A 15,055-nucleotide genomic window follows, 5' to 3' on the forward strand; every position below is an offset into this window, starting at 1 on the left:
TCGGCAAAACGCGTAGGTATACCCATCCGCATCTGGACATAACCGCCGCCCAGCCTAGATTTTCTTCCCCTGGGAGGTTGAACTTTGGTGGATCTCTAGTCAGTTGCGGTGTCAAGGGGCCTACTCTTCGGACCATGAACGAACTCCTGTCCCCTGCAGCACCGGAGGTAGACGCACGCGGGGCCGCCGGCGTACTTCCCGAGCTGCCCGGCCGGCTGACCGAATCCCTCCGCCGCGAGCTCATTGCTTTCCGTCGCGACCTCCATATGCACCCAGAGCTGGGCAATCAGGAGTTCCGCACGACGACCGCCATCAAGACCAGGCTCGAACGTGCGGGTCTGCGTCCCCGGGTGCTGGCCATGGGCACAGGACTCATCTGCGACATCCACCCGGAAGGGCTGCAGGAGGCGGAAGGGGCGGGGAACGATCCGGGTGCCGCCGCCCAGGGCGCCCCGCCGGGCCCCACCACGGCTCAGTCTCAGTCCCCGGCTGCGCCCGCCGCCCCACCGCCCATGCTGGCCCTGCGCGCCGACATCGACGCGCTGCCCATTCCGGACACCAAAGAGGTGCCGTACCGCTCGACCGTCCCGGGGCGGGCCCACGCGTGCGGGCACGATGTGCACACCACGGTGGTGCTCGGCGCCGGCCTGGTGCTGGCCGAGCTGGCCCGGGCGGGGGCGCTGCCCCGTCCGGTGCGGCTGCTGTTCCAGCCGGCCGAGGAGGTGCTGCCGGGCGGCGCTGCCGACGCGGTGGACTGCGGGGTGCTGGACGGTGTCGGGTCGATCCTGGCGGTGCACTGCGACCCGCGGGTCGACGTGGGGCGGATCGGGCTGCGCGCGGGGCCGATCACCTCGGCCTGCGACCGGCTGGAGGTGGTGCTCAGCGGCGCGGGCGGGCACACCGCTCGGCCGCATCTGACCACCGATCTGGTCACGGCGGCCGCCAAACTGGTCACCGAGGCGCCGGCGCTGCTGGCCCGGCGGGCGGACGCCCGTTCGGGGCTGTCGCTGACCTGGGGGCGGATCGAGTCCGGGCACGCACCGAATGTGATCCCGCAGCGTGCGGAGCTGTCGGGGACGCTGCGCTGCCTGGATCTGCCGACCTGGCGCGAGGCGCCCGACCTGGTGCACGCGGCCATCGACGAGCTGGCGACGCTGCACCGGGCCAAGTGCGAGCTGACGTATGTGCGCGGGGTTCCGCCGGTGGTCAACGAGCCCTCGGCGACGGCGCTGCTGCGGGAGGCGATGGCGGCGCGCTCGGGTGCCGCTTCGGTGGAGACGACGGAGCAGAGCCTGGGCGGCGAGGACTTCTCCTGGTATCTGGAGCATGTGCCCGGGGCGATGGCCAGGCTGGGGGTGCGGCCCGTCGGTGACCGCCGTTCCCGCGATCTGCACCAGGGTGACTTCGACGCGGACGAGTCGGCGATCACCACCGGCGTCGAACTGTTCACGGCTGCCGCGCTGCTGCACCGCTCCTGACCCGCGGCCCGACCCGGACGGCGCCGAACGCGTCACCGCTGCCCCTCGACCGGCGAGCCCCGACTCGGCCGGCGAGCCCTCGACTCAACCGGCGAGAACCCCGGCGCGGAAGAATTTCCGCAACGGGAGAAAAGGGGCAGTGACGTGGAAGTCGGCGCCGTTCGCGACGATCCGATAACAGCAGTTCCCGTCTTCTTCTGCTGGAAATCTACGCGCGTTAATCTGTGGCCGTCTCAAGGGCCGGAACCCTACTGCGGTGCCGGAACCGGTGCTCCACGACTCGAAGGGGACTCCTGTTGCGTCGGGTAACAAAGCTGGCTGCCGCCGTCACCGCCACTGCGGCTCTCGCACTGACGGCCACCGCGTGCGGTGAGAGCTCTACGGAGTCGGGTGGCAAGAAGAACAAGGGCGTCGGACTCGCTTTCGACGTCGGCGGTCGGGACGACCACTCGTTCAACGAGGCGGCCGCCCGCGGAACCGACAAGGCCGAGAAGGAACTCGGCGTCAAGACCAAGGAGATGACCGCCGGCAACAACGAGACGGAGGAGACCCGCGAGCAGCGTCTCACCTCCCTCGCGAAGGCGGGCTACAACCCGGTCATCGGGGTCGGCTTCAACTACGGCAAGTCCGTCAACAAGGTGGCCAAGGAGTTCCCCGACACGACCTTCGGCGTGGTGGACGAGCAGTCGCACGCCAAGAACGTCGTCGGGATGACCTTCGCCGAGAACGAGGCGTCCTACCTGGTCGGCGTGGCCGCCGCCAAGAAGACCAAGACCGACAAGGTCTCCTTCATAGGCGGCGTGGACAACGCGCTCATCCAGAAATTCGAGGCGGGTTACGTCAAGGGCGTCAAGGACACCAACCCCAAGATCAAGGTTGAGGTCGACTACCTCTACAAGGAGTCCGACAAGGGCTTCAACGACCCGGCGCGGGCCAAGAGCATGGCCAAGGGCATGCTCGCCCGGGGCAACGACGTGATCTACACGGCGGCGGGCCAGTCGGGCGCCGGCTCCATCGAAGAGGTCAGCAAGAAGAAGGGCGCCTGGGCCATCGGGGTCGACTCCGACCAGTACCGGCAGAAGGGCCTGGAGAAGTACAAGGACGCCATCTTGACCTCGTCGGTCAAGAACGTCGACGTCGCCGTCTACGAGCTGATCAAGAGCGTCAAGGACGGCAAGCCGCTCACCGGCAACCAGACCTTCTCCCTCAAGGAGAAGGGCGTCTCGGTCGCCACGTCCGGTGGCTTCATCGACGACATCAAGGACGACATCGACAAGGCCACCGAGAAGATCGTCTCGGGCGAGGTCAAGGTTCCGACCAGGCCGTGACCCGGTAGGAACGGCACCGTACGCGCGTGGAGCAGCACTTCGCCGCGTACGGTGCCGCTCGCAGTCCCAGTCCCTCTCCATGAGCCGCCACGCCCGTCCGCAACGGCGGCACCACAGCGGCCGGCCTCGGCGCCGGCAAGGGAGCGCGTCAGTCAAGTGTCCAGCGAGTCCAGCGGCAGCAGCGGCGCGCCGTCCGGGGCGGACCAGGGGTCCGCGGCGGCCGTCGAACTGCGCGGCATCACCAAGCGGTTCCCCGGCGTCGTCGCCAACCGCGACATCGACATCCGGGTGGACCGGGGCACCGTGCACGCCCTTGTGGGCGAGAACGGCGCGGGCAAGTCCACCCTCATGAAGATCCTCTACGGCATGCAGCGGCCGGACGAGGGCACCATCAGCATCGACGGCGAGTATGCCGCCCTGCACAGCCCGGCGGACGCCATCGTGCGCGGCATCGGCATGGTGCACCAGCACTTCATGCTGGCCGACAACCTCACCGTGCTGGAGAACACCGTCCTGGGCGCGGAGAAGCTGTACGGCATCGGTGCCCGCGCCCGGAAGAGGATCAAGGAGCTGTCGGACGCCTACCAGCTCGGCATACGCCCCGACGTCCTCGTCGAGGACCTGGGCGTGGCCGACCGGCAGCGTGTGGAGATCCTCAAGGCCCTCTACCGCGGCGCCCGCATCCTCATCCTCGACGAGCCGACGGCCGTCCTGGTCCCGCAGGAGGTCGAAGCGCTCTTCGCCAATCTGCGCGAACTCAAGGCCGAGGGCCTGACGGTGCTGTTCATCTCGCACAAGCTGGGCGAGGTCCTCTCCGTCGCCGACGCGATCACCGTCATCCGGCGCGGTACGACGGTCGCCTCCGTACGGCCCGAGGAGACGACGCCCAAGCAGCTGGCGGAGCTGATGGTGGGCAGCGAGCTGCCGTCGGCCGAGACCCGCGAGTCGACCGTCACCGACGAACCGATGCTGCGCGTGGAGGACCTGCACCTGTCGGCCACCGACCCCGACGGCGGCCGGCGCACCGTTTTGGACGGGATCTCCTTCACCATCCACAAGGGCGAGGTGCTCGGTGTCGCCGGTGTGGAGGGCAACGGCCAGGCCGAACTGGTCGAGGCCGTCATGGGGATGAGCGACCCGGACGGCGGGAGCATCACCCTCGACGGCGAGGACATCTCGCACGTATCCACCCGGGCGAGGCGCGAGAGCGGCATCGGCTACATCCCCGAGGACCGCCACCGGCACGGGCTGCTGCTGGAGGCGCCGCTGTGGGAGAACCGCATCCTCGGGCACGTCACCGAGAAGCCCAACGCCAAGGGTCCGGCGCTCGGTATCCCCGGCGCGCCCCAGCTGCTCGCCCTCAAGGAGGCGCGGGCGGACGCCGAGCGGATCGTCGCCGAGTACGACGTGCGCACGCCCGGCATCGAGGTGACCGCCGCCAGCCTCTCGGGCGGCAACCAGCAGAAGTTCATCGTCGGCCGCGAGATGAGCCATGAGCCCAAGCTGCTGATCGCCGCGCACCCCACCCGCGGGGTGGACGTCGGTGCGCAGGCCCAGATCTGGGACCAGATACGCACCGCCCGCCGCGAGGGCCTGGCGGTGCTGCTGATCTCCGCCGACCTGGACGAGTTGATCGGCCTCTCGGACACCCTGCGGGTGATGTACCGGGGCCGGCTGGTCGCGGACGCCGACCCGGCGACCGTCACCCCTCAGGAGCTGGGCTCGGCGATGACCGGCGCGGCCAGCGGCCACCTGGAACACCGGGAGGACGACGGCGCGCAGCCGCAAGGCGCGGACGCGACGCAAGGCGCGGACGAGCCCCAGGACGCAGAACAGCCGCAGGACGCGGACCGGTCACAGAACGTCGGCAGCGTCGAGAGCGCCGACAGCACAGACAGCAACGACTCCGAGAGGGGAGGCGACAAATGAGCCGTCTCAGGGATAAGTTCAGCGCCCAGGCCGTGCTGCAGGCGCTGGCCGCGCCGATGCTCGCCCTCCTCACGGCGTTCGTGCTCTCCTCCGCCGTCATCGCGGCGACCGGCGAGGACCCGTTCCACGCCTTCTACGTGATGATCGACTTCGGTTCGAAGAGCGACAGCCAGGTCTGGATCGTCAACAAGGCGATCCCGTACTACCTGTCGGCGGCGGCCGTGGCCATCGGCTTCCGTATGAACCTCTTCAACATCGGCGTCGACGGCCAGTACCGGGTGGCCGCGTTCTTCGCCGCGGTCGTCGGCGGGGCGCTCGCGCTGCCCGGCGTGCTGCAGATCGGCGTGATCATCCTCGTCGCGATGGCGGTCGGCGCACTGTGGGCCGGTATCGCGGGCGTGCTGAAGACCACGCGCGGGGTCAGCGAGGTCATCACCACGATCATGCTGAACTCCATCGCGGGCTCGCTGATCGGCTACTTCCTCTCCGAGGACAAGCTGGCCGTCAAGGACGGCAACCTCTTCCACACGCCGACCATCCCCGAAGCCGCCCGCTTCTTCCTCATCCCGACCACCCCCGACCCGATCTACGGCACCGTGATCATCGCCGTCGTCATCGGTCTGGCCTACTGGTTCGTCCTCGGCCGCACCCGGTTCGGGTTCGACCTGCGGGCGGTGGGCCGCAGCGAGTCGGCGGCCTCCGCCAGCGGTGTCAGCGTCCGCCGGATGGTCGTCACCAGCATGGTGCTCTCCGGCGCCGTCGCCGGCCTGGTGGGCATGCCGACACTGCTGAACAAGTCCTTCAGCTACGGCACCGACTTCCCCACCGGCGTCGGCTTCACCGGCATCGCCATCGCCCTGCTGGGCCGCAACCACCCCATCGGCATGGCACTGGCCGCGCTGCTGTGGGGCTTCCTGGAGCGGACGGGCCTGCAGCTGGAGTTCGAGGGCTATGCCCAGGAGATCGTCGGCGTCATGCAGGGGATCATCGTGCTGTGCGTCGTCATCGCGTACGAGATCGTCCGCCGGGTCGTGCTGCGCAGACAGCAGAGCGCGGTCGGCGCCGAACTGAGCGCGCAGGGCGGTCAGGGCGGTCAGGGCGGCCAGAGCGCACCCCGTGAGCCGGGCGGGCCGGGCGATCCGGGTGGGCCGGGCGGACCCGGTGAACCGGGCGGGCCGGGCGAGCCGGGCGACAAGAGCGCAGAGAGCACCCAGGCGAAGAAGGCGGGGACCACCGCATGAGCACCACCATGTCCGCGTCCAAGAACGCCTCCGCGAAGCCCGCGGCCCCCCGCGGCAAGCGCAAACTGTCCTACCCGCTCGTCCTGCTGCTCATCGCGGGCGGCCTGCTGCTGCTCTCGCTCGTCCGTGCCGTCACCGGTGACGAGCAGCTCAGCAACAGCCAGCAGTTCTCCTCCGCGCTGGGTGCGGCCGTGCCCATCGGGCTGGCCGGGCTCGGCGGCCTGTGGGCCGAACGCGCCGGCGTCATCAACATCGGCCTCGAAGGCATGATGATGCTCGGCACCTTCGCCGCCGGCTGGATCGGCTGGCAGTACGGGCCCTGGGCGGCGATCCTCGCCGGCATCATCGGCGGCGCGCTGGGCGGGCTGCTGCACGCGCTGGCCACCGTCACCTTCGGTGTCGACCACATCGTCTCCGGTGTCGCCATCAACATCCTCGCCCTCGGCCTGGTCCGCTACCTGGCCAAGCTGTGGTTCGGCGCCGAAGGCAGCGAAGCGGCCGCAGCGGGCGGCAACGACAAACAGTCCCCGCCCATGGACAGCATGCCCACCCTCACCGTCCCCGGCCTCGCCGACGGACTGGGCAGCATCGAGAAGCACCACTGGTTCCTCGTCTCCGACCTGGCGGGCATCCTGCGTGCCCTCGTCCACGAGGTCTCCTGGGTGACGGTGCTGGCCGCGCTGCTGTTCGTCGGCAGCTTCTTCGTCCTGTGGCGCTCCTCGTTCGGACTGCGGCTGCGCTCCTGCGGGGAGAACCCGGTGGCCGCCGAGTCGCTGGGCGTGAACGTCTACACCTACAAATACGCGGCGCTGGCCATCTCCGGCGCGCTGGCCGGGCTCGGTGGCGCCTTCCTCGCCGTGGGCGTGCACATCTACCAGGAGAACCAGACCGGCGGCCGCGGCTACATCGGCCTCGCCACCATGATCTTCGGCAACTGGCGCCCCGGCGGCGTCGCCATGGGCGCCGGGCTGTTCGGCTTCATGGACGCGCTGCGGGTCGTCGGCGGCGGCGCCACGGTGCACGCCATGCTGCTCCTGATGGCCGTCCTGCTGGTGGCGCTCGCCGTCTGGAAGCTGCGCAGCGGCGTGCGCGGCGCCCGTATCCAGGCCGCCGTCAGCCTCGTCATCGCCGTGCTGCTCGTGCTGTGGTACGCGCTGACCGACACCGTGGCACTGGAGTTCGTCGAGATGACGCCGTACGTCACCACGCTGCTGGTGCTCTCACTCGCGGCCCAACGCCTTCGCGCGCCACGCGCGATCGGCAAGTCGTACCGCCGAGGCGAGGGAACGTAGCGTGGACGCCGTGCACAAGGCGGACATCGACTGGAACACCCTGCGCGAACAGGCCCGGCAAGCCATGTCCCGCGCATACGCCCCCTACTCCGGCTTCCCCGTCGGCGCCGCCGCGCTGGTCGACGACGGGCGCACGGTGACCGGCTGCAACGTGGAGAACGCCTCCTACGGGGTCGGACTGTGCGCCGAGTGCGGCCTGGTCTCCGCGCTCTTCGCCACCGGCGGCGGCCGACTGGTCGCCTTCACCTGCGTGGGCGGCGACGGCCACGTCGTCGCCCCGTGCGGCCGCTGCCGCCAACTGCTGTGGGAGCACGGTGGCGGCGCCCTCCTGGTGGAGGCACCCTCGGGAGTGCGGCCCCTGTCAGAACTGCTGGTGGACGCCTTCGGGCCGAACGATCTGGCCCGCTGAGCACCCACCGGTCGCCGAAAGGAACAGGTACACATCCATGGCCATGGACGCCATCTCCGTCATCCGCGCCAAGCGCGACCGCCAGGAGCTGAACGGCGAGCAGATCGACTGGATCATCGACGCCTATACGCGTGGAGCGGTCGCCGAGGAGCAGATGTCGGCCCTCGCCATGGCCGTCTACCTCAACGGAATGACCCGCGCCGAGATCTCCCGCTGGACCGCCGCGATGATCGCCTCCGGCGAGCGGATGGACTTCGGCGCCCTGGACCGCCCCACCGCCGACAAGCACTCGACGGGCGGAGTCGGCGACAAGATCACCCTGCCGCTCGCCCCACTGGTGGCCGCCTGCGGCGCCGCCGTGCCCCAGCTGTCCGGCCGCGGCCTCGGCCACACCGGCGGCACCCTCGACAAGCTGGAGTCCATCCCCGGCTGGCGCGCCTCGCTGACCAACGCCGAGATGATGGAGGTCCTCCGCGACGCCGGCTCCGTCATCTGCGCGGCGGGTGACGGTCTGGCCCCCGCCGACAAGCGCCTCTACGCCCTGCGCGACGTCACAGGCACCGTGGAGTCCCTCCCGCTGATCGCCTCGTCCATCATGTCCAAGAAGATCGCCGAGGGCACGGGCGCGCTGGTCCTGGACGTCAAGGCGGGCTCCGGCGCGTTCATGAAGAACGTGGACGACGCCCGCGAACTGGCCGCCACCATGGTCGAACTGGGCCACGACCACGGCGTCAGGACGGTCGCCCTCCTCACCGACATGAACACCCCCCTCGGCCTGACGGCGGGCAACGCACTCGAAGTCCGCGAGTCGGTGGAGGTCCTGGCGGGCGGCGGCCCGGCCGACGTCGTGGAACTCACCGTCGCCCTGGCCCGCGAAATGCTCGACGCCGCCGGGCTGGTGGACGCCGACCCGGCCAAGGCCCTCGCCGACGGCTCCGCGATGGACGTCTGGCGCCGCATGATCACCGCCCAGGGCGGCGACCCCGACGCGGAACTGCCGACGGCGCGGGAGCGCCACGTGGTGACTGCCCCGGCAACCGGTGTGCTGACCCGCCTGGACGCCTACGCGGTCGGTCTCGCCGCCTGGCGCCTGGGCGCGGGCCGCGCCCGCAAGGAGGACCCCGTCCAGGCCGGCGCCGGCATCGAGCTCCACGCCCGCCCCGGCGACCACATCACCGCGGGCACCCCTCTCCTGACCCTCCACACGGACACCCCGGAGGCCTTCCCCTACGCGGAGGCGGCACTGGAAGGCGCCTGGCAGATCGACCCCGCCGAGACCTACGCCCCGACTCCACTGATCCTGGACCGCATCGGCTGAACCACGAATCCCGCCACGAACCCGAGAAACGACACCGGACGCAACAGGGCCTGGGAGACCAAGCCTTCATCTCCCGGGCCGGTGTCATCAAGTTCAAGTGGGCACCGACCGCTTCCCACTTCGACAAGGTCCCCGTCTTCGAGGACGAGCCGAAGAACCTGGCGATCGCCCCCGAAGACGACCCGAGCGGGAACTACGCGAAGTGCCCACGGGAGTCAGCAACACAGTCCAACCGCGGGTTGTGGCCGAAGCCGACGGAACCGATCGAGAAGCTGTTACTGGCGTGCGCGAAGCCAATGTGAACCCTTTTCGGTGTTCGCCAGCACGCGGTCGGTGCTGTCCCAGCCCTGGGACAGCACCACCGACTCCGCCAGTCGGCGCTGTTTCTCGCGGCCCGCCGCGTCGTCCGGGTGTCGGTGGTTCTGTGGTTCTGGTCGGTCAGCGGGCCGCTGTCACTCCGTGGGTCAGTAGGGGACTCAGCAGCCGTCCCACCGTCGCCATCGCGTCCGGTTGGCCCATGGTGCCGTGGGTGCAGGGGATGTTGTGGAGGGTGAGGGTGCCGGTGAGGTGGGGGTACCAGGCTTCGGGGCTCCAGGCGTCGGGGTGGGGGGCCTGCTCGGGGGCGGTTTCGGTGGCGCGGAAGTAGTGGGCGTCGCCGTGGTAGACGGCGGGGGTGTAGGTGGGGCGCAGGGCGGCGTAGTGGCTCAGCATGCGGGTGACGGCGGACAGTTGGGCGTCGTCGGCGAGGTCGTGGCCGACGGCCTCGGTGACCAGGCGGTGGACGACGGCCGGATCGGCGTCGGGGTCGAGGCGCGGGGTCCGGTCCAGGGGCGCCGAGTCCAGCAGGGCGAGGGTGGCGACCTCCTGGCCCTCCTCCTGGAGGCGGGCGGCGACGGCGTGGGCCAGGGCGCCGCCCAGTGACCAGCCCAGCAGCCGGTAGGGGCCGTGGCGCTGCACGGAGCGGATGCGGGCGACGTACTCCGCGATCAGCTCGGGGAAGGTGGTGGCGAGTTCGTCGGTCGGGCGCAGGCCCTGGGCCTGGAGGGCGTAGACGGGGATCGACGGCGGCAGATGCGGCGGCAGGGTCGCGTAGCACCAGCCCAGCCCGCCCGCCGGGTGGACGCAGAACAGCGGCGGCGCCTCGCCTTGCGCGCGCAGGGGGAGCAGCATGGCGTAGGCGTCGTCGGACGGCGGGCGTGGTTCGGCGGCCCTGTCGAGCAGTTTCGCCAGCTGGCCCACGGTGGGCGCCTGGTAGAGGGCGCCGAGGGAGAGTTCGGTGCCCAGTTCGGTCTGGACGCGGGTCAGCAGGCGGGTGGCGGACAGCGAGTGGCCGCCCAGCGCGAAGAAGTCGTCGTCCAGCCCTACCTCGGTCGCGTCCAGGACCTCGGCGAAGAGCGCGCACAGTGTCCGCTCCCGGCCGCTGAGCTCCGTGCGGGATTGCCGCTGCCGGGAGGTGCGGGTGGCCTGGGCCGGGAGGGCCGCGGTCAGGAGCGCGGCGCGGTCCAGCTTGCCCTGCGGGGTCATCGGCAGGGTCTCGTGGGCGTAGAAGGCGGCGGGCACCATGGCTGAGGGCAGTCGGGAGGCCGCCCATGAGCGCAGCTCGGCCGGGTCCAGCAGGGACTGGGCGGTGGAAGTGCGGCTCCCCCCGGTGGCGCGGTTCCCCTCGGTGGCGCGGCTGCCCCCGGTGGCGCGGCTCCCCCCGGCGGCGCGATGGTCACCCTGCGCGCGGTCTCCCTCGGGCACGCGCGGGGCGGGGACGACGTGTGCCACCAGATGCACCGGTCCGCTCGTCGGGTCGTCGCCGGAGCGCTGTGCCGCGACGGCGACCTGCGCCACGTCGGGGTGCCGGGCCAGTACGGTCTCGACCTCCTGCGGCTCGATGCGGACGCCGTGCACCTTCAGCTGGGTGTCGGTGCGGCCCAGATACTCCAGTACGCCGTCTTCGCTCCACCGCACCCGGTCCCCGGTACGGTACAGGCGGGCGCCGGCTTCGCCGAACGGATCCCGGGTGAACTTCTCCTCCGTCAGCTCGGGTGCGCCGAGGTAGCCGCGGGCCACCTGGGCCCCGCCCAGGCAGAGTTCGCCGGGGACTGAGGGCGGCAGCAGATGGCCGTGGCGATCGAGGACGTAGGCGCGCAGGTTGTGGCCCGGGCGGCCGATGACCGGGTGGGGGCCTTGCTCGTCCAGGCTGCACCAGACGGCGTCGACCGCGCACTCGGCCGGGCCGTAGCAGTTGTAGGCGCTGGTGCGGGGGAGTTCGCGCAGCCGTTTCCACAGCGCGGGATCCAGCGCCTCCCCGCCGACGACCAGGGTGCCGGGATGGTGCCCCGTGGGGGCGAAGAGGCCGGCGGCGAGCAGCGCCCGCACATGGGTGGGGGTCAGCGCCAGCAGGTCGATGCGCTGCTCGCGGACCCGGGCCACGAGTGCGGCCGGGTCGTGCCGTACCGCGTCCTCGATCAGGTGGACTTCGTGGCCGGCGGCCAGGCACAGCCACGCCTCCCAGGAGGCGTCGAAGCAGAACGAGGCGGTCTGTGCGGCGCGCAGTCGGCGGCGCCCGGCGGCCTCGGCGGCGGGGGTGAGGAGGGCGGTGAGGTGGTCGTGGTAGAGGTTGGCGAGCTGGCGGTGTTCGACCTCCACGCCTTTGGGGCGTCCGGTGGTGCCGGAGGTGAAGGCGATGTACGCCACATCGTGCGGCCGCAGCGGGCGCGGCCGGTCGCGGTCGCCGGGGTCGGTCGTCGGCTGCCGGGCCAACTCCCGCACCGTCGCCCCGGAGTCGAGGTGGAGCAGCGGTGCCCCCTCCGGCGGCACGGCGGCAGCCGGTCCACCGGCCGCGGTCCCCGCCGCCAGTACGCAGACGGGCGCCGCGTCCGCGAGCATCTGGCGGGTGCGTTCGGCCGGGTGGTCGGCGTCCAGCGTCAGGCAGGCGGAGCCGGACTTGAGGACGGCCAGCAGCGCGACGGCGTACTCGGCGGTGCGCGGCAGCGCGAGCGCGACGGTGGTGCCGGGGCCCGCGCCCCGCGCCAGCAGCAGGTGTGCGAGCCGGTTGGCCCGCGCGTTGACCTCGCCGCGCGACAGGGCGACCGCCTCGGTGCCCGCGCCGCACACCAGCGCCCTCGCCGTGGGGGCCTCCCGTGCCCGCTCCTCGAAGGCGGCGTGCACCGGCAGGTGGGGGAAGGCGCGTTCGGGGCCCCGCCCCCAGTCCAGTACCCGCTCCCGCTCCTCGGCCGTCAGCAGCTCGATGTCGGCCAGCGGTGTCGTCTCCGTGGTGGCGGTCAGGGTGCGCAGCAGGGCGAGGTAGCGGCGGTGGTGTGCGGCGATCCGCTCGGCCGGGTACACCTCGGGGTCGGCCTGGAAGTCGATGCGCAGCGAGCCGTCGCTGGGGCGGTCGTAGACGTTGACGGCCATACCGGTGACGGGGCCGTTGGACAGGTTGTGCAGCGTGGCCGGGTGGCGGCCGAAGCTGATCTGCGGGTCGTGCAGCATGACGTTGATGCCCCAGTCCTCCATCCGCCCCGCCGACGGGCGCCGGGCGTGCGGGCCGCGCACGAGGTTGACGTAGGAGTAGCGCTGGTGCCGCAGCAGCAGCTTGGCCTGGGAGGCGGTCCTGCGCAGCAGTTCCCCGACGGTGCCGCTGGAGGGCTGCGGGACGCGCAGCGGCAGCACGTTGGCGACCATGCACGGTACGTCGCGGGTCGCAGGGCCGCGTGCGGCGACGGTCACGTCCACGACCGCGTCGTCCCGTTCGTCGTCGGCGAGCCGGTGCACATACAGCGCCAGTGCGGCCATGGCGACCGTCGCGATACCGGTGCGGGCGCTGCGGGCCAGTGCCCGCAGCGCGTCGGCGGTCTCGACGTCCAGATGGCCGGTCTCCCGTACGAAGGCCGGCGCCGGCTTGGGCAGTCGGCCCTGGGTGGCGGGCGCGGACCCGGCGCACCTGGCCAGTTCCTCGGCCCAGTAGGCGCGGTCGCGCTCCTTGCGCTCGGAGTGCGCGTAGGCGGCCTCGTCCTCCAGCGCCTGCCGCAGCGGTGCGAGCCGGGAGGGCGGTACGGGCCCGCCGCTCTCCAGCGCGGTGTAGATCTCGGCGATCCGGGGGACGAACAGGCTGGTGGCGTAGCCGTCCATGAGGATGTGGTGGCTGCACATGTAGAAGAGGAAGCACTCGTCCGCCGTGCGCAGTACGGCGAACGAGAACAGCCCCGCACGGTGCATGTCCATCGGGGTCTTGAGATCCGCCCACATCCAGGCCCGCGCCGCCGCGTCCGGGTCGGCCTCGTGCCGCAGGTCGACCAGTGGCAGCGGCCAGCCCGCGCAGGGGTCGATGATCTGCCGTACGCCTTCGTCCCCGTACGGGCCCGCGGGCACGAACCGTACCCGCAGCGCCTCCGTCTCGGTGACCGCCTGCCTGAGCGCGCGCTCCAGCAGCTCCACGTCGACGGCGCCGTGAATCTCGATCACCTCGGCGGGCCGGAGGCAGGGGCTGTCCGGAGCGAGTTGCTGCGTGAACCACATCCCCGACTGCGCCGCCGTCAACGGCAGACCCTCACCGATGTCGAACATGGCCATCCGTACCAACTCCCGATCGCAGCCTCACGTCTGGGAGCACAACGAGAAGGGCAGGGGGGAGGGCACCTTCCGAGTGGAAAGGCGCCCTCCGGAAGGGAGAGCGCCTTCAGAGTGGGGCACGTATCAGGCGCGCGCCAGCACCACCGCGCGGCGGGTCGCGTACAGGGTGATGCCGGCGGCGAGCACCATGGCGCCCAGCGCCAGCGCCACGGTGGCTCCCCACCCGCCTGCGGCGAACGCGACGGCGCCCAGCGCTCCGCCCAGCGAGCTGCCCACGTAGTAGCTCATCTGGTACAGGGCCGACGCCTGCGCGGCCCCATGGGCGGCGGTGCGGCTCACCGAGCCGGAGGCCACCGCGTGTCCGGCGAAGAACCCGGCCGTGATCAGGACCAGACCCGCGACGACCGCGGCGATGCTGTCGGCGAGGCTGATCAACAGCCCCGCGGAGGCCGTGCCGATGCCCAGATAGAGCGTGCCGCGCCGGCCGAGCCGGGCGTTGAGCCGGCCGGCCGTCGCCGAGGCGGCGGTGCCGACCAGGTAGATGACGAAGATCGAGCCCACCAGGCCCTGCGACAGTCCGAACGGCTCGGCCACCAGCCGGTAGCCGATGACGGTGTAGACGGCGCCGAACACCGTCATGAACAGCAGCCCGATCGCATACAGCCGCAGCAGCAGCGGGTTGCCCAGGTGCGCCCGTACCGTCGCCGCGACCCGCCGCGGGTGCAGGGGGGTGGGGGCGAAGTGCCGGGCCGGCGGTACGAGGAGCCGGAAGGCGACCGCGCACAGCAGCGAGGTGACGGCGACGGCGCCGAGCCCGGCCCGCCAGCCCCACGCCTCGGTGACCCACCCGGTGAGGATGCGCCCGCTCATCCCGCCGACGCTGTTGCCCGCGACGAACAGCCCGACGGCCCCCACCAGGTGCTTGGCCCGCACCTCGTCCGACAGGAACGCCATCGCCGAGGCGGGCACCCCCGCCACCGCGGCCCCCTGCAGGGTCCGCAGTGCGATCAGCACCGGCAGGCTGGGCGCGAACGGGATGACGAGGGCGAGGGCGACCGCGACCGCCATGGACACGGTCAGCATCCGGCGCCGTCCGAAGCGCTCGGAGAGCGCCGCCAGCGGCAGTACGGCGACCGCCAGCCCGATGGTCGCACCGGAGACGGTCCAGCTGGCCTGGTCGGGGGCGGCATGCAGGGCCCGGGAGATCTCGGGCAGGAGGGCCTGGGTGGAGTAGAGCAGCGCGAATGTCGACAGGCCCGCGGCGAAGAGCGCGAGCCGCATCCGCCCGTGCCCGGGATCACCGGGGCTCAGCTTCGTCGCATCGGCGTGCTGCGCCGCGTCGGGGTGCTGCGCCGCGCCGGGGTGCTGCGCCGCGTCGGGGTGCTCGGGGGTCGGGGGAGGGGGAATGACAGCTGAGGCGTCCACCGGTTCGGTGGACGCCCCGGTATCAAGAGCAGGCATACCTCGAACGTACGACCCGCCATTTCATCCGTCCAA

9 protein-coding genes are annotated in these 15,055 nt (G+C 71.5%); 7 read left to right on the forward strand and 2 right to left on the reverse strand.

Annotation, left to right across the window (positions count from 1 at the left end):
* The first annotated feature begins 134 nt into the window (after positions 1-134).
* The 7 genes from JW613_RS32435 to JW613_RS32465 all read left to right on the forward strand — a co-directional run bounded on the left by JW613_RS32435 (position 135) and on the right by JW613_RS32465 (position 8,995).
* Positions 135-1,478, forward strand: a complete 1,344-nt coding sequence (locus JW613_RS32435) for an amidohydrolase (RefSeq protein WP_209214439.1) — start codon at positions 135-137, stop codon at positions 1,476-1,478.
* A 296-nt stretch (positions 1,479-1,774) separates the two neighbouring features.
* Complete coding sequence (locus tag JW613_RS32440) at positions 1,775-2,806, forward strand: BMP family lipoprotein (protein ID WP_209214440.1); 1,032 nt, start codon at positions 1,775-1,777, stop codon at positions 2,804-2,806.
* A 228-nt stretch (positions 2,807-3,034) separates the two neighbouring features.
* Entirely contained in the window at positions 3,035-4,735 is a 1,701-nt protein-coding gene (locus JW613_RS32445; protein WP_245226670.1) for an ABC transporter ATP-binding protein, read from the forward strand.
* Positions 4,732-5,976, forward strand: coding sequence for an ABC transporter permease (locus tag JW613_RS32450; protein WP_245226664.1), 1,245 nt, complete (start codon positions 4,732-4,734; stop codon positions 5,974-5,976). The genes JW613_RS32445 and JW613_RS32450 overlap by 4 nt, the downstream gene beginning before the upstream one ends.
* Positions 5,973-7,268 carry an ABC transporter permease gene (locus tag JW613_RS32455; protein ID WP_209214442.1) on the forward strand — a complete coding sequence of 432 codons (1,296 nt, stop codon included), beginning with the start codon at positions 5,973-5,975 and terminating at the stop codon, positions 7,266-7,268. The genes JW613_RS32450 and JW613_RS32455 overlap by 4 nt, the downstream gene beginning before the upstream one ends.
* A gap of 1 nt (position 7,269) precedes the next feature.
* A complete protein-coding gene (locus tag JW613_RS32460) occupies positions 7,270-7,677 on the forward strand; it encodes a cytidine deaminase (protein WP_099883601.1) in 408 nt (135 codons plus the stop codon).
* 43 nt (positions 7,678-7,720) lie between these two features.
* The gene (locus JW613_RS32465; protein ID WP_209214470.1) at positions 7,721-8,995 is read left to right on the forward strand and encodes a thymidine phosphorylase; all 1,275 of its coding nucleotides are present in this window, start codon (positions 7,721-7,723) and stop codon (positions 8,993-8,995) included.
* Between the two features lie 438 nt (positions 8,996-9,433).
* Here JW613_RS32465 and JW613_RS32470 read toward each other — a convergent pair whose 3' ends face one another.
* Together JW613_RS32470 and JW613_RS32475 are read right to left on the reverse strand one after the other, a co-directional pair.
* Positions 9,434-13,558 carry a non-ribosomal peptide synthetase gene (locus JW613_RS32470; protein ID WP_209214443.1) on the reverse strand — a complete coding sequence of 1,375 codons (4,125 nt, stop codon included), beginning with the start codon at positions 13,556-13,558 and terminating at the stop codon, positions 9,434-9,436.
* 123 nt (positions 13,559-13,681) lie between these two features.
* The gene (locus tag JW613_RS32475; RefSeq protein ID WP_209214444.1) at positions 13,682-15,019 is read right to left on the reverse strand and encodes an MFS transporter; all 1,338 of its coding nucleotides are present in this window, start codon (positions 15,017-15,019) and stop codon (positions 13,682-13,684) included.
* Between the last annotated feature and the right edge of the window lie 36 nt (positions 15,020-15,055).

Origin of the sequence: Streptomyces smyrnaeus (assembly GCF_017676345.1) — a bacterium.
GTDB lineage: Bacteria > Actinomycetota > Actinomycetes > Streptomycetales > Streptomycetaceae > Streptomyces > Streptomyces smyrnaeus.